Source organism: Streptomyces sp. DSM 110735, assembly GCF_016482685.1.
Taxonomy (GTDB): domain Bacteria; phylum Actinomycetota; class Actinomycetes; order Streptomycetales; family Streptomycetaceae; genus Streptomyces.
This window is the reverse complement of sequence record NZ_JACYHF010000001.1, coordinates 532,137-546,563: the sequence shown is the minus strand read 5'-3', so window position 1 is coordinate 546,563 and position 14,427 is coordinate 532,137. Positions and strand designations below refer to the sequence as shown.

The following is a 14,427-nucleotide window of genomic DNA, read 5'->3' as shown; positions in this document are numbered from 1 at the left end:
GACACCGCCTTATGCAGCGCCGTGTAACAGACGTCGGCGAGCGGCTGGGTGCACATGCGGTAGACCTACAGCAGCGGCGCATGTTCATGACGTCGCTGACAACCCGGGCCCGTGCCCAGCCCTGCAGGTAGTCAAAGGGGTCCTCGTGAGTCGATGAGCAGCGAGCCGAGGAAGCCGTCGCCAAGAACGTGCGCCGCCTCTTCCTGGGCCCCTTTCTGTCTGCCCCCGGCGCACTCGTATCCGCCGTACGGGGGAACACACACCGGGCACCTCCCTCAAGCACACGACTCGGGGACGGCCAGTCGTGACAATCCCGGTCATGACATCAATGACGGAGACCTTCCGCCAAGCCCTGCGGGATGCGCTGGCCAGCCGGAGCACAGTCAGCATCCGCAACACCCTGATCGCGTCGTTGGAGCGGAATCCCTCCAAAGGGGAGATCTCGGCAGCCAACAAGGCGGCCAGAAAGATCGCCGAGGAGGGGGACGCGGTCCTCATCTCACTGCTTCCTGACCAGGCCGGCGCTGACGCCTTCGTGCCCACGGCCCGTGGGGCCGCGAGGCGGGCGTCGAACTATCTGACCGTGGACGAGAAGATCATCAAGGAATTGCCCTGCCGCGTCGAACTCGCCACGGAGAAGTGGGATGCGCTGATCGACGAGGGCATGCGGCTCACTCAGCAGAGGATCGAGAGCGACCCGATGCTGTCGGCGTTCCTTCCCGGCTGGAAGGCCGAACCACGTGCCGAGAAGCGGGCTCGCATTGCGACAGAGACGGCAGCCAGCTGACTCAGCTTTTCACAACGGGCCCTGTTCGTTCGATCGTGTAGTCGCTCGGGCAGCAGGATGCGGGAGCATCACCATTCTGCTTGTAGGCGCTCCGCAGGACCGGTACGACGTCAGCATGTACCGATGGTCGCCGCTCAACGATCGCCAACTGGCCCTACTCACCCGCATCGGAGCGGGAACGGACCCCCGTCACCTCTGAGAGCCCGGAGCTTGCCAACACTGCCCGTGCTCTCAAGGGGCGGGGCCTCATCACCATGCCCAGGCGTGGTGGGAAGTGGCAGGCGGAGATCACCGATGACGGTCGCTTCTACCTGGAACACGGCCACCATCCGGACCGGCCCGAGCCGGCCCCGCGCAAGCAACGGCCCGCAGCAGCCGATCCGACATCGAAGGCTGTGGCACCTCTACGTCGGCGGGCGACGCCTCCGACCGAGGCTGAGCCGACCCCAGAGCGCCCCTCGAATCCACCGCGGCAGTCACCGACGGAAGCCGGCGCGGCTTTGATCGCAGAGGTGCGGAAGGCCGACCGGTTCCTTCGGATCCCGGACCCGAGCGACGAGGAGCGAGCCCGTTATCGCCGGGCGTTCGACGCCGCGCGGCAGTGCGCGCCGGAGGGGTACCACCTGAAGTACAGCGGGCGGGCGAAGGGAGACTTCTTCCTCGGCCTGCTCCGGGTGACGGGCGAGGACGACACCGAATGGAACCGGATCCGCCTGGCACGCAGCCGAGTAATCACTGACGTCGAGGACGTGGTCACAGCAGTCACCGCAGACCACAGCGCCTTCGAGATCTCGGACGAAGTGCTCCCGCGAGTGATCTCCCTCCTACGGCTCCTCGCCGAGATGGCCCTCGCGCGGCACGGCGAGATCACGGTGTCGAAGAAGCGCAGGCAGCCGAGGCCGCTGCTCACCGTCCACGGCAGGACATACGAGATCAGCTTCACTGAGCGGCAGAAGCAGGTCCGATACGTGCCCACGCAGCCGGGCCGGCGGGACTACGACTGGCAGCGAGTCAACCCTGCAAACCGGCTTGAGCCGTCCGGCGAACTAAAACTTGCCCTGAGCCAGGGCTCGGGCTACAGCTACCGCCACAGCTGGAAGCAGGAGTGGGCCGACACCACCAAGAAGCCCTTGGAGGACCAGATCGACTCCGTCTTCCGAGCTCTGAAAGCGAACGCGGAGGCAGAGGAGAAGGCTCGGCTGGCACGTGAGGCGGAGCAGCAACGTCAGCGTGAGGAGCGACAACGACAGGAGGAAGAACGTCGCCGGCGGGAAGCCAAGGAACAAGAGGAGCGTCGTCAGCAGGAAGCGGAGGAGAAGGAACGCACGCGGCGGGAGTGGGAAGCAGCGATCAGCGTCGCAACGATCAAGGCAGTGGATGCCGCGAGGGTCGATCGGTTCGGCACCGCCCTGGCGCAGTGGCGAGCCGCAGGGGAGATGCGGGCCTTCTGCGCTGCGCTAGACGAGGCCGCCTCCGTGTCGGACGACCCCCACGAAGCCGAGCGGATCCGCGAATGGTCCACGTGGGGGAAGGCAGAGGCGAACAGACTCGATCCGACCGTGGCGGGCAAGGGCCTTACCGCCCACAACTTCCACGCGGATCCCACAGGCGACCAGCTACGGCCGTTCCTCGACGGATGGCATCCGCAGCGGCCGGAGAAGGAGAAGCCTCCGAAAAAGGAAGAGCCCAAGGCCGAAGCCGAACCGCGCCGCCCTGACCCGGAGCGGTGGCGTAACTTCACCGACGAACGTCTGGACCAAGGCTGGAGATATGGACCCCGAGGTCGCGCTCAATGGTGGAGGCAATGACGCCGTGTCCGCGGTCACGTAGGGCTTTCACCGACCTCTCCACGAGTTTTCCGAGCCGGACAACCTCGTCTCGCAGGGCGATCAGCTCGTCGTAGCGCTCGGCCTTGTCCTGACCGCACCACTCCCGGACGGTCCGCAGAACGGCCGCTTCCGCGTCCAGTTTGCGGTCGTCCCGACGGCTGTAGGAGTACCGGGAAGACTGGGTGCGCTCCTGCTCGATGGCCTGCTGCTTGCGGTCCACCTCCGACAGGATGTCGTCGGCGAGACGGCCGGCCACGTGACGCGCGATGCGCTCGGTGACCGGCCACCCAGCCAGGCCCAGGCCGTCGCACTTCTCGTAGACCATCGGGTCGCCTCGCAGCTCCGCTGCTTCCATCCCGACAAGTCGGGCCGCCTCTTCGAGGCGGCTCAGCTCCAGGATCCCTGCGTCCGAAACACCTCGGCGCAGTCGGAGCTTGCTCTTCGGACGGATGACTCCAATGATCAGCCGGGCAGCCTCAAAGGCTGCGGTCCCCCGCACCTCCCTCGACGCCTCAGCCAGCACGAGCTCGCTCGCATCGTCCTTGCGAAACGCCTCAACGTCTTCCCAGCGCGCCACAAGATGGCTGGGGTTGACCCACTCCTGCAGCCCCGCATCGTCGCCTTCGAGGAACCGGACATGGATCCAACCAGCCCTGCCACGCTCGCCCACGCGCACGGTCTCGACCCGGCGAACCGCGCTGCCCAGATCCTTCGGCCTCGCTCGGTACGCCCAGTGCTCACCCATCTCCATGGGTCTATTGAGCCAGCTCTGTTGTTCCCGTCACCACCTCATTGGAGAAGAGCAGCCACAGGCTCGCCTTCTGGTCGCAGATGGTCTCTGCTCGTCTTCGTAGGAGGTTGTGGCCGAATCCGGTCGTGAGCCCCTGGTGCGTACTTGTTGCGCTCCCCGGCACCTTTTTAGCGTCCAACGGCTCACACCACACGGCAACGGCAGAGGGGGCGCCGGTGAACGAGGACGGAACCAAAACCATCAGCGAGATCCTGGACGAACTGGGCACCACCTCCAATATTCAGGTCCGCTCGTCTCACGAACTCGCTGCCGAGGTCAACAAGGCGGCGTCGGACGAAGACGAGAAGCGCGTGGAGGACGGGAGGGGTCCGCTGCGCAGGCGCACCGACTACAGAGCCGTTCGGAAAGCGCCGCGATCACTGTCACTCACCCCTTGGCAAGTCCTGCACGCCATCGGCCTTGGCGCTGCGGCGGCCCGTCAGGGAGCCGGCCGAGGACTCGCCGAGCACTGGGGCAGCCTGCGCTACAGCCAGGCACTGGAAGCGAACCGGGGTCGATTCCTGGAGCTGTCGTCCGAGGGACGCGACCTACTGCGCTTCTACAAGGCTACGCAGTCCGGAGAGATCGGCACCGGCTTCGCCTCGCTGCTGGCCGAGCACATAGTCAGGTCCCGGTACCCCGACCACTCGGTTTCCGTGATCCCGGCGGACATCGCCCTGAAAGCCGGCTGGACACTGCGCAGCTCCGGCACCGGGTCTCGCCCGGAGCCGTTGCAGCGACGCCCCCACTTCTTCGTCGAAGCCTGGCAGCCCGGACAGCCGTCCAAGATCTTCCTGATGTCCTCGAAGGGGACCCACAGCAGCGTCCATCAGGTGTACAAGCAACTCAGCACTGCCAGTGCCCACGTGGAGTCAGTCCACATCGGCCCCTACGGCACTGTCCCCTTCCTCCTCATAGGCACTGAGATCCCAGCCAAGGAGAGTCTCGCCCTGCATGTTCTGGAAGCTCCGGGCACAACCCTGCTCCGCCCGCCCGGCGAGACACCGGGAATCAACCTCGACCTCGCACTCACACAGGAAGAGTTCATGCCCGATGTCGTGCTGCCCACCGAAGGCGACAGGACAACCATTCCCGGGTTCCAGGTACTGCCCGAGTCCTTCGCCTGGTTCAGCGTCGTGCTGGCCCGGACGGAAGCAGCCGCACTCACCGCCTTCACCGGCGGTGGTAAACCCACCGCTCAGTACCTGACCAAGGAACAAGGGCGACGACACTTCCAGCGCGACACCCACCCCAACACGGGCAGGCTGCGAGACGCGGACCACCGCATCCACGACATCGACTTCGTCGGCACCGATCACATCTACCGCCTCAACGGAACCCGGGTAGAAGCGTTCTCCGGGCTCGAGAGAGGTCTCTACACACATCTCCACCACGGGCGCGTCAACGACTACCGTCGCCAGGTCCACGACCTGCGAGGACAGTGGCCGCCGCACAGCACATCGAAGTACTGGAACACGGTGTCGATCCGAGCCGACGGGACAGTGCTGGCTATCCGCCTCCGCGACGAGTGACCCAGGAGCCTGCGAAGCTCCGGATCCGCGCCAGCCCGGTCGGGTGGAGGTGCGCACGACCGCGCAGGTGGTGGTGAAAAGGGGCGGTGTGGCTGGGCCGCCTCCTCGACACGGCTCTCGATGGTCTCAGTCCTGGTCTCATTCACCCCGGTCCGGCCCCGTCTGAGCGTGGTCGCCCCGAACTCTCCGCCGCAGGTCAGGACGGGTGCGGCCCCCGCCGGACCCCCATACGAACATTTGGAAAGCGTGTTGGGGGCAACCCCTCACGAGTTCGAATCTCGTATCCTCCGCCAAGTGCCTCACCGGGCACTAAGTCGAAGGGCCCCGCTGCTTGCAGCGGGGCCCTTCGACGTTGCGTGGTTCGGTCAGGCCAGGGAGAACTTCTGGGCGGCGGAGCCGTTGCAGTCCCAGATCTGGAGGCGGGTGCCGTTGGTGGTGGCGCCGGACGGGGAGTCGACGCAGCGGCCGGTGGTGGGGTTGGAGAGGGAGCCGTCGGCGCCTGGGACCCAGTTCTGGTAGCCGCCGCCGTTGCAGGTGGCGAGTTGGAGCTTGGTGCCGTTCGCGTTCGCGCCTCCGGCGATGTCCAGGCACTTGCCCAGGGTGCGCAGGGTCTGGCCGTTCCAGGTCCACTTCTGGTCGAGGGAGGTCGCCTGCTGGCAGTCCCACAACTGGACGGCGGTGCCGTCGCCGCCGGTGTCGTCGCCCGCCACGTCCACGCACTTGCCGCCGGGACCGTAGATCGGGGTGCCGATGGCGAACTGCTGGGCGCCGGAGCCGTTGCAGTCCCAGATCTGCAGGCGGGTGCCGTTGGTGGTGGCGCCGGAGGGCGAGTCGATGCAGCGGCCCGAGGTCGGGTTGCGCAGCGTGCCGTCGGACTGGCGCACCCAGTTCTGGTAGCCGCCGTTGTTGCACGTGGCGAGTTGGAGCTTGGTCCCGGCGGCGCTGTTGCCCCCGGCGATGTCCAGGCACTTGCCGAGGGTCTGGAGGGTCTGGCCGCTCCAGGTCCAGTGCTGGTCCTTGGCTGCCTGCTGGCAGTCCCACAACTGGACCGCGGTGCCGTCGCCGCCGGTGTCGTCACCGGACACGTCCACGCACTTGCCGCCGGGACCGGTGATGGTCTGGCCGGTCACCGAACCGCCGCCGCCCCCGCCCCCGGAGCCCGGTCCCTTGTTGTACACGGCCACCGAGTCGACGACCAGCTTGCCGCCGGAGACCGTGGCCGCGTTCGGACCGCCGCCGAAGGCGTCCGGGAAGCCGCCGCCGATCGCGAGGTCGTAGATGATGAAGAAGGGGTGGTCGACCGCGTCCGCCCAGGTCGTCGCGTCCACCTGGTTGGCGTTGACGGTGAAGAAGTTGTTGCCGTCGAGGTAGAAGCGGATCTGCTCGGGCGAGACCGAGCGGTCGATCTCGGCGGCGTAGTCGTGGAAGCCGGTCTGGCAGCCGGAGCAGGCGCGTTCGCCGGAGCCGATGCCGGTCGACTCGTTGCACGGGCCGCCGGGGTTCACCCCGCAGTGGAGGGTGCTGAAGACGGAGCTGCGGCCGTTGATGTCCTCCATGATGTCGACCTCGCCGGACTTCGGCCAGGTCACACCGGAGCGCAGCGGGGCGCCGAGCATCCAGAACGCCGGCCAGTAGCCCGCGCCGTTGGCGGTGGTGACGTTGGGCTGCTGGAGGACGGACTCGATGCGTACGACGCCGCCCGCCGCGGCGCCGAAGCCCGCCGACTGCGTCTCCACGCGTCCGGACGTCCACCCGGAGCGGGGGTCGGAGCCGGAGTGGAGTGCCTGGAGCACCAGGTGCCCCTGACCGTCGTAGTAGACGTTCGAGGTGCTGTTGGTCATGGTCTCGATCTCACCGGTGCCGAAGCTGCTGCCCGGCCCGGTGTCGTACTTCCACAGGTTCTGGTCGATGCCGGTTCCGGCGGCACCGTTGAAGTCGTCGCTCCAGGTGAGGGTGAAGCCCGACGGCGTCGGGGGCACCGCCGCCTGGGCGTCCAGCGACGCGACGGCGGTGGTCGCCGTCATGACCGCGACGACGGACACCAGATTGAGCACTCTCCGCCATCTGCCGCGCCGCGGCTTGGCACATCTCGGGCGCATCTGTCCGACCTCCGTGGGGAAGGGGCGTGCTTGCGTGGGGGTCCGCTGTGACCTCTTCGGCGGGAACGAGCACCGCCGAGTGTCATGTACACAGCTTGTCCACGGGGTCGGCACGGGACAAGGCTGCTGACAGGTCTAGTCCTTCGACTTTGCGAAGCGTTGACGCCGAGCCGGGGCGGCGGCGCGACGACACCCCATCAGCCGGAGACGACCCGGCGCCGCCTCCAGCCCAGCAGCGCCTCGACCCCGATGGTCAGGAGCAGCAGTACGACGCAGCACACGACGCCCAGCACCCCGCCCAGGGCCACGAGGCCCGGGCGGAGGTCCGTGCACGCGAGGGACGAGGAGCAGCCGTCCGTCCCCGGGGTCGGCGGCGTACCCATCGACTGCCAGGTGACGACGACACAGAGCACGGAGACGACGGCTCCGGCGCCCAGCACGATCCGCCGGACCCGTCGGCTCCCCCACCACGACAGGAGCCAGCCGACGACGATCACCGTCGGCAGGGTGAGGAGGTATACGAGGATCACGTCCACGCGGAATCGCTCCGCGACATGGAGGTGCGTCCGGTCTGCCGCTGGGTGACGTGGTTGCCCATGTCGATCAACGCTACCGTCGGGTGCTTGACGGTCGGCAGATCGCCCGACGGCTTCCGGGTCCTCACCTCAAGACCGAGGTCGAGCCGGTCACCCGACTTGAGCCTGGCACGCGTGGTCCAGCGGGTCTCGAACAGCGTGGCGGTCCGGGTGACCGACAGCAGCCGTACGCCCGCGTCGTACGCCTTGTTGTTGAGCCGGGCGCTGACGATCTTGACGTCGGAGACGACCTGGGGGTCCAGCGCGACGGAGAAGGACGCGGGCACGGGGGCGATGCCCGGTCCGACGCTGTCCAGCGTGATCCGCGCCGGGTAGTAGTACCACCGCTTGCCGTTCGCCCACGCGTGGCGGTTCCACACGCCGCTGACCTCCAGGCCCCACGGCGTGGCGACACCACCGAAGGAGTGCGGGCGGCCGGGCTGGAGGCTCCGCCGTCCACGCGGTTTGCCGTGCCGGTGGCCCACGGCCGCGCTGGCGTCCGCGGGTCCGGCGACCAGGTCGCGCGGGTAGAGCACGGGGAACGCGGTCCCCACGACGACCACCGGCTCGCTGCCCGCCGGGAGCGCTTCGGTGAAGGTGACCGTGCAGGTCGTGAGCGCGGTCTTGGGATCGGTGGTGACGGCGCTCGTCGCGCGCACCCGCCGGTCGCCCGCGGTGGCCACCGCGCCGGGCAGCGGGGAGTACAGCCGGGGGTCGTAGGTGACGGCCACCTGGGTACCGGCCGGGAGGTCCGTACCCGCGTGCCGGACCTGTACGGCCAGTTGTCTGGGGAACGCGGCGGGCTGGACGCCGACGCGGGGGAGCACCACGACCGGGCTCGCGCCGACGGGGACCAGCGTCACGTCGGCGGGCGCCGCGGCGGCGGCCCACGCGGTTCCCGGACCGGCGACCGTGACGGCGGCGACGCCCAGGGTGATGCCTCCGAGGACCAGGACCTGGCGGCGGGTGACCTTCGAGTCGTTCATGTCAGTCCATTCCCGTGCAGTAGTGGACGATGGCGTCCCGGAAGGCCGACGCCACACCGGAGACCGCGGTGTCGGACATGAACTCGGGGGACGGGCAGGTCACCGACTGGGTGGTCTTGGCCCAGAAGGCCGTGCGGATGGCCACCATCTCCGGATGGGAGTCACCACCGGTCATCGCGCTCGTGGCGGCGTCCTTCACCGTCTGGGGAGAGCTGCCGAACCGGAGCGAGTAGAACGACCCGCGCCGTACGGCGGCCGTGACGGGCGAGGCGTAGTCCGCCTTGAAGCTCGTCGACAGCGCGGTGCCCGAGCCCTGCCTGACGGGAACGCCCAGGATCCAGGCGTCCAGGTCGGCGAGGACGTCGTCGAGGGAGAAGTACGTGCTGTCTCCCTTGGCGCCGATCTGGTTCACGGCGAAGTCGTACGCCTGGTCGTCGGGGAGACCGCTCATGTAGAACTGCGCCAGCACGCTGACGAGATCGCCGCCCCAGGTCCCGAAGTCGGCCAGGTTGGCGGAGGTGAGGTCGTCCACGAGACCGGTGGTGACGACGGCGCCGAAGGAGGCGCCGAAGTGGTCGATGTCGGAGTCCCAGAGCAGGTCCGGGTCGCGGAGCGGACCCGCGTACGGCTGGTCGGGGTAGCCGTTCACGAAGTCGATGAATCCCTGGTCGAGTTCACCGAAGACGGTGTCGGAACCCGTGAACACGTACTTCGACGTGCGGGCCCGGAAGTACTGCGCGACCAGTTCCTGTGCGGACCGGGAGGTGTGCCCCTGGTCCCGCCACTGACCGGCTCTCGCCTCGACCCAGATCAGATACGTGTAGAAGGCGTCGTTGGGGTCGCGCGGGCGGGTCACGCTGTTGATGCCCGGGTCCATGCCGGAGGCGATGTCGTTGTCGATCTCCACGGCGCCGCTGGTGCCCGCGGCCAGCGTGAAGTCCTTGATCTGGTCGAACGCCCAGTTGTCCGGGAGCGGATAGCCGAGGTTCCCGCTGTAGCCGGTCGACATGCCGCTGACGAAACTCCGGGTGGTGAGACCCGCTGCCTGGAGGCGGATGCAGGTGTTGCGGCATCCGTACACGCCGATCGCGTACTGGTTGCCCATCTCGCTCATCCCGGCGGCGACGCCCTGGAAGTGCGGAATGATCGCGCTGGTGATGTCGTCGTCGGTGGCGTCGAAATCGACCGAGAAATAGATGACCGTTCCGTACGGTATGCCAAATCCGCTCGCCGCCTGCGCCGCGTCTTTTCCGGCTGCCTGGCCCTGCGGGAAGCTGAAGTCGTTGAGCGCGTTTCCCTCGTCCTGATAGATCGGGAAGAGGGACAGCCCCTTGTCGAATATGAGCGCTATCTCGGAGTTGGTCAGCACCTTGTTCGTGCCGCCGATGAGATAGCGGCCGACGGTGGAGTAGCCGTTCTCCTTCACCGTCTGGATCGTCGTCGCGTTCAGCGGGTACATGCAGTCGAACGCGGTGCCCTTGCGGTCCGGGTCGCCGGTCGACACCAGGAGCGACATCCAGGTCGCGTAGTCGCCGGCGCCGGTGGGCTGGAGGGAGCTGAACTGCTGGAAAGCGGTCACCGTGGCGGCCAGTTCGGCGGTGAACGTCCCGCCGCCGTCGCCCCAGTGGGCGTCGTAGCCGTTGAACGCGACGGCGCTCTGGAACAGCCGCACCCATCCTGCCGCCCCCGCGTCGTGCGAGCCGCTGGACACGTACGCGGTCGTCTTGAGCGCGCCTTCCGTGGTGGGTCCGAGGGAGCCCGTCACCTGGCTGTCCGTCAGCCCCATCTGGTACTGGATGGCCAGGACGAGAGCCTGCTGGACGTTGCGGGAGAAGTGCCCGTCGCACGGGCCGATGAAGAACTGACCCTTCTGGTAGTACGCGTCGTTGAGCCACCGCTGACAGGTCTGGATCATGTGGGAGCCGCCGGACGTGAGCACGTACGCGTCCATGGTCAGCAGCGCCTTGAAGACCTTCGGCTCCACGTTGTAGATCTGGAGGTCCGGCTGCTGCGGGCCGGGCAGACCCATGTCCGCCACCAGCGCGGTCAGACCGCTGCCGGTGTCCACGTTGAACCCGCCGTCGATGTCACCGCCGCTGTAGCCCTTGCAGTAGAGGGCCGCCTCCGCGATGGTGCGCATGTTGATGTTGCCGGAATCCCGCCCGACCGGTCCGTACGCCTTCAGATCCGCCCATGTCGTCGGCCCGAAACTGTCGGACAGCGCGGTGATGCCGAGTTCGTGCTGGAGCGCCCGGGTCAGGGAGTAGATCGTCTCCCAGCCGGTCATTCCGTTTTCGGTACACGGGTGGTACCCGGACACCCCCGCATAGGTCGCATTGACCCATTTCTGCGCCTTGAGAACCATCTGATCCATAGGGCGGCCCTTCTCTATACCGTTGTGGATCTACATGTACATGCAAATGACATCGGTAAAGCTTCTGTGGATCTTCAAGAAAGGGCTAGGGTTCATCAAAGTGCGGCGGAATTCGACGCTCGCAGTCGGTGCAAGCGGCGTCGGTCGCGGGCGCGGGGTGCCGGTCGAGGTCGACCGGGGCGGGGTCGGATTCCCCGGCGGCGCCGACGCGAGACGCGTCCGGGGCAAGCGCATTGGACCAGGGTTCCCGTCCCGAATTGGACCTCGGAACCGCCGCGCCCCCACCCCTAACCTCGACCGCATGACCACTGACACGCCAACTTCCCAGCCCCCGACCCGAGTCGACTTCTACTTCGACCCCGCCTGCCCCTTCGCCTGGATCGCCTCGCGGTGGATTCTCGAAGTGGAGCCGCTGCGGGGGCTCGACGTGCGGTTTCATGTCATGAGCCTGCATCTGCACAACGAGGGCAATGAACTGCCGGAGTGGTACCGGGACTTGGTGGACCGCTCGCTCGGACCGGTCCGGGTCGCCGTCGCGGCGTCCGAGGCTCATGGTGCGGGTGTGCTGCGGGAGTTGTACACCGCGCTCGGCAGCCGCATCCACGACAAGGGGAACAAGGACTTCGACGCCGTCACCCTGGAGGCGCTGGACGAACTGAAGTTGCCCGCCGGGCTGGCGGCGGCGGCGCGGAGTGCGGAGTACGACGACGCGCTGCGGCGCAGCCATGACGCGGGGAAGGATCCGGCTGCCGGTGGTTATGTGGGGACGCCCACGATGCACATCGACGGTACGGCTTTCTTCGGACCCGTGCTGAACAGCATCCCGCGCGGGGAGGAAGCGGCGCGGATCTTCGACGCGGTGCGGACGCTCGCCGCGCACCCGGACTTCTTCGAGCTGAAGCGGGAGCGGACGGGGAGCCTCAGCTTCGACTAGTGCCTGTCCAGCGGACAGGCACTAGGCACCCAGGCGTCGTACGCCCTCCGTCACGCCTGCCACCACGTCCTCCGGCGGTACGTCCCGCAGCCCCTGCGTCCGTGCCGTCAGGGGGAGTTCGAGCTGTACGCCGCCCTCCCGGGTCAGGTTCACCGGGTTGCGGGGGTGGAGACCGCGCAGGCCGGAGGGGATCTCCGTCAGGTCCGTCACCGGGGTGAACGACGGGGTCAGGGCGCGCAGTGCCGCCGCCAGGGTCCGCGCCGCCTCCCGGTTGCTGCCGCCCAGGAAGATCGCGTCGGGAGTCGCCGGTCGCAGATGCCCGTGCAGGGAGATCGTCAGGGAGACGGCGGACAGGAACGTCTCCAGCGTCCTCGACGGCGTCTCCGCCAGGAGGTGGGACGAGATGTGCGTCCGGGGCGGCGACGGCTGGGAGAAGGTCAGGCAGGTCGCGCCCGTCCGCGCCGCCACCTCTTCCGCGAGTTCCGCCGTGCCGCCCTCCACGCCGCCGTGCAGGGCGAGCAGACCCAGGCGGGAGTCGCGGGACGTGAGGCGCAGGACGAACTCCGTGCCGTCCAGCCGCAGCCGCTCGGTCGTCGTGTCCTGCGGGACCGGCATCAGGCGGTCCCCCGCGCGCACTCCCGTACGTCCATCAGCGCACCACCCGCACCCGCCGCTCCACCGTCACCTGGTCCAGCTCCGACACCCGCACCGTCGCCCTCATCGTCCAGGTACCCGGCATCGGCAGGCTGAAGGTGCTCGCCGCCCAGTAGCCGCCGCGGTTGGTGACCTTGGTGTCCAGCGGGCCCAGGTCACGGCTGGGCAGGAGGAAGGCGATCCGCAGCTCGGGGACGGAGGCGAGACCGCCGTCGGGACCGTAGACGACCGCCTGGACGGAGTTCGGGCCGACCCGGCCGGGGTCGAGGGTGATCTGGACCTTGCCGCGGCCGCCGGGGGTGCCCGTGTCGAAGGGGATCGTGGTGACCGAGGCGGACGGGATGCCGGCGACACCCGTCCCGGCAGGACCCCCACCGGTCGCCGCCTCCTCCGCCGCACGACCCGGCAACGTGCTGGTCAGCAGGGTCGTCAGCACCAGGACCACCACCGCCACAGCCGCCTCCGCGAGCACCGAGCGCCGTAGATACGTCAGCATCAAGGACGGGGAAACGGGCTCGGGCGCCTCGGAAACCGCCGGTGCCCCCGCCCCCTCCAGCACCCGGACCCGCTCCGCCGTCACGGGGCGCGCCAGGCTCGCCGTCCACACCCGCGACCACGCCGCCGCCAGGAGCAGCAGCGTCACCGCCGCCAGCTTCGCCAGCAGGATGCGGCCGTAGGACGTGCCGGTGAGCGCCTGCCAGGAGCCGAGACCGCGCCAGGACTGGTAGGTACCGGTGATCACGAGGACGACGACCGAGGTCAGGGCCACGCGGGAGAAGCGGGTGACCACGCGCGGGGGCAGCGCCTGCGCGTCCTTCGCGCGGCGCAGGGTCAGCAGCAGGGCGGCCAGACCGCCGAGCCAGACCGCCGTGGCCAGCAGGTGCAGGGTGGTGGAGGCGAGGGCGACCGGGACCTGGATGCCCGCCGAGGCGTGGTCGGACGCGGACCAGGTGAGGGTGAGGGCGACCGCGAGGACGGCGGCGGTCGTGAGAGCCGCCCGGCGCGGTACACGGCGGCGCCAGTGCCGCAGGGTCAGGGCGCCCGCCGCCGCGACGAGCAGCAACAGCAGCCGGAGCAGGAGCAGTTCGCCCGGGCGCGTGGTCACGGTGTGGGCGAGGGTGGCGAAGGCGTTGGACGGAGCGGTGCCCTCCTCGTACGGTCCCCGCAGCAGAAGCAGCGCGAGCGTCGTGCCCAGCAGTGTCCACGCGCCCACCAGGAGCAGCGGACGCAGATGGCCACGGCTCGGCGGGCGGCAGTACACCGCGAACGCCGCCGTGCCGAGCAGCAGGGCCATCGCCAGGTACGCGAGGTAGCGGGCGATGTTGTAGAGACCGGTGGTGGTCTGGTTCTCGGTGCGGTCGGGCAGGGCGGTGACCGGGGTGGCCGTGCGCTCGCCGACCGAGAAGGTGAGGGCGCCGGAGACGGGGTGGCTGTCGGCAGAGACCACGCGCCAGGCGACTGTGTAGGTGCCCTTGCCGAGGCGGGCGGGGAGGGTGAGGCGGGCGGTGTCGGAGTGCCCGGGGGCGTGTCCTGCCTCGCCGGTGCGCAGGCGGTGGTTGCGGGGGTCGTAGACGCGGAAGGAGTCGGTCAGCAGACCGACGGACTCGCTGAAGGTGAGGGTCAGTTCGCGCGGAGCCCGCTGGAGAACCGTTCCGTCGGCGGGGTCGGAGCCCCGCAGCGTGGCGTGCGCGGAGGCGGGGACGGCGGCGCCGAGCACGAGCAGGACGAGGGCGGCGCAGGCGGTGAGCGCCCCGCGCAGCACCCCGTACGGCGCCCCGCGCCACCGCACCACGAGCCGCCGCCGCTCCCGCTCCTCACCGCGCACGTCGTCCGCCCTCCGCGTCCCGCGCGTGACCGTGTGTCCCGC

The 14,427-nt window shown here is 68.8% G+C and carries 11 protein-coding genes; 4 read left to right on the top strand and 7 right to left on the bottom strand.

All coding sequences use genetic code 11. The annotated features are described in order from the left end of the window. Positions 1-319 precede the first annotated feature (319 nt). Positions 320-787 carry a hypothetical protein gene (locus IF655_RS02475; protein WP_199581733.1) on the top strand — a complete coding sequence of 156 codons (468 nt, stop codon included), beginning with the start codon at positions 320-322 and terminating at the stop codon, positions 785-787. Positions 788-1,299: 512 nt separating this feature from the next. After that, entirely contained in the window at positions 1,300-2,595 is a 1,296-nt protein-coding gene (locus IF655_RS02470; protein ID WP_199581731.1) for a hypothetical protein, read from the top strand. Here IF655_RS02470 and IF655_RS02465 read toward each other — a convergent pair. After that, a complete protein-coding gene (locus IF655_RS02465; RefSeq protein ID WP_199581729.1) occupies positions 2,525-3,367 on the bottom strand; it encodes a PE-PGRS family protein in 843 nt (280 codons plus the stop codon). The two genes, IF655_RS02470 and IF655_RS02465, sit on opposite strands and share 71 nt — an antisense overlap. A gap of 215 nt (positions 3,368-3,582) precedes the next feature. Between IF655_RS02465 and IF655_RS02460 the strand changes: the two genes are divergently transcribed. Beyond that, positions 3,583-4,938: a hypothetical protein gene (locus tag IF655_RS02460; RefSeq protein ID WP_199581727.1), complete on the top strand. Its 1,356-nt coding sequence runs from the start codon at positions 3,583-3,585 to the stop codon at positions 4,936-4,938. Positions 4,939-5,303: 365 nt separating this feature from the next. On the opposite strand, the gene IF655_RS02455 is transcribed toward IF655_RS02460, so the two are convergent. The 4 genes from IF655_RS02455 to IF655_RS02440 all read right to left on the bottom strand — a co-directional run bounded on the left by IF655_RS02455 (position 5,304) and on the right by IF655_RS02440 (position 10,885). Further along, entirely contained in the window at positions 5,304-6,980 is a 1,677-nt protein-coding gene (locus tag IF655_RS02455; protein WP_199581868.1) for a ricin-type beta-trefoil lectin domain protein, read from the bottom strand. A gap of 254 nt (positions 6,981-7,234) precedes the next feature. After that, positions 7,235-7,573, bottom strand: coding sequence for a hypothetical protein (locus IF655_RS02450; protein WP_199581725.1), 339 nt, complete (start codon positions 7,571-7,573; stop codon positions 7,235-7,237). Beyond that, positions 7,564-8,598: a hypothetical protein gene (locus IF655_RS02445; RefSeq protein ID WP_199581723.1), complete on the bottom strand. Its 1,035-nt coding sequence runs from the start codon at positions 8,596-8,598 to the stop codon at positions 7,564-7,566. Before IF655_RS02445 ends, IF655_RS02450 begins: the two co-directional genes overlap by 10 nt. Before the next feature lies 1 nt (position 8,599). Next, complete coding sequence (locus IF655_RS02440; RefSeq protein ID WP_199581721.1) at positions 8,600-10,885, bottom strand: glycoside hydrolase domain-containing protein; 2,286 nt, start codon at positions 10,883-10,885, stop codon at positions 8,600-8,602. A 388-nt stretch (positions 10,886-11,273) separates the two neighbouring features. Between IF655_RS02440 and IF655_RS02435 the strand changes: the two genes are divergently transcribed. Beyond that, the gene (locus IF655_RS02435; RefSeq protein WP_199581719.1) at positions 11,274-11,906 is read left to right on the top strand and encodes a DsbA family protein; all 633 of its coding nucleotides are present in this window, start codon (positions 11,274-11,276) and stop codon (positions 11,904-11,906) included. A 21-nt stretch (positions 11,907-11,927) separates the two neighbouring features. Here the strand turns inward: IF655_RS02435 and IF655_RS02430 are convergent, their stop codons facing one another. Beyond that, positions 11,928-12,521, bottom strand: coding sequence for a poly-gamma-glutamate hydrolase family protein (locus IF655_RS02430; RefSeq protein ID WP_199581716.1), 594 nt, complete (start codon positions 12,519-12,521; stop codon positions 11,928-11,930). 34 nt (positions 12,522-12,555) lie between these two features. Then, positions 12,556-14,349, bottom strand: coding sequence for a copper resistance CopC family protein (locus tag IF655_RS02425; protein ID WP_199581867.1), 1,794 nt, complete (start codon positions 14,347-14,349; stop codon positions 12,556-12,558). Positions 14,350-14,427: the final 78 nt, after the last annotated feature.

Bases quoted from the DNA above. Each gene is read 5' to 3' on its own strand.
- IF655_RS02475 (WP_199581733.1), top strand. From the start codon at position 320: ATGACATCAATGACGGAGACCTTCCGCCAAGCCCTGCGGGATGCGCTG.
- IF655_RS02465 (WP_199581729.1), bottom strand. From the start codon at position 3,367: ATGGAGATGGGTGAGCACTGGGCGTACCGAGCGAGGCCGAAGGATCTG.
- IF655_RS02445 (WP_199581723.1), bottom strand. From the start codon at position 8,598: ATGAACGACTCGAAGGTCACCCGCCGCCAGGTCCTGGTCCTCGGAGGC.
- IF655_RS02440 (WP_199581721.1), bottom strand. From the start codon at position 10,885: ATGACCGGCTGGGAGACGATCTACTCCCTGACCCGGGCGCTCCAGCAC.
- IF655_RS02435 (WP_199581719.1), top strand. From the start codon at position 11,274: ATGACCACTGACACGCCAACTTCCCAGCCCCCGACCCGAGTCGACTTC.
- IF655_RS02430 (WP_199581716.1), bottom strand. From the start codon at position 12,521: ATGCCGGTCCCGCAGGACACGACGACCGAGCGGCTGCGGCTGGACGGC.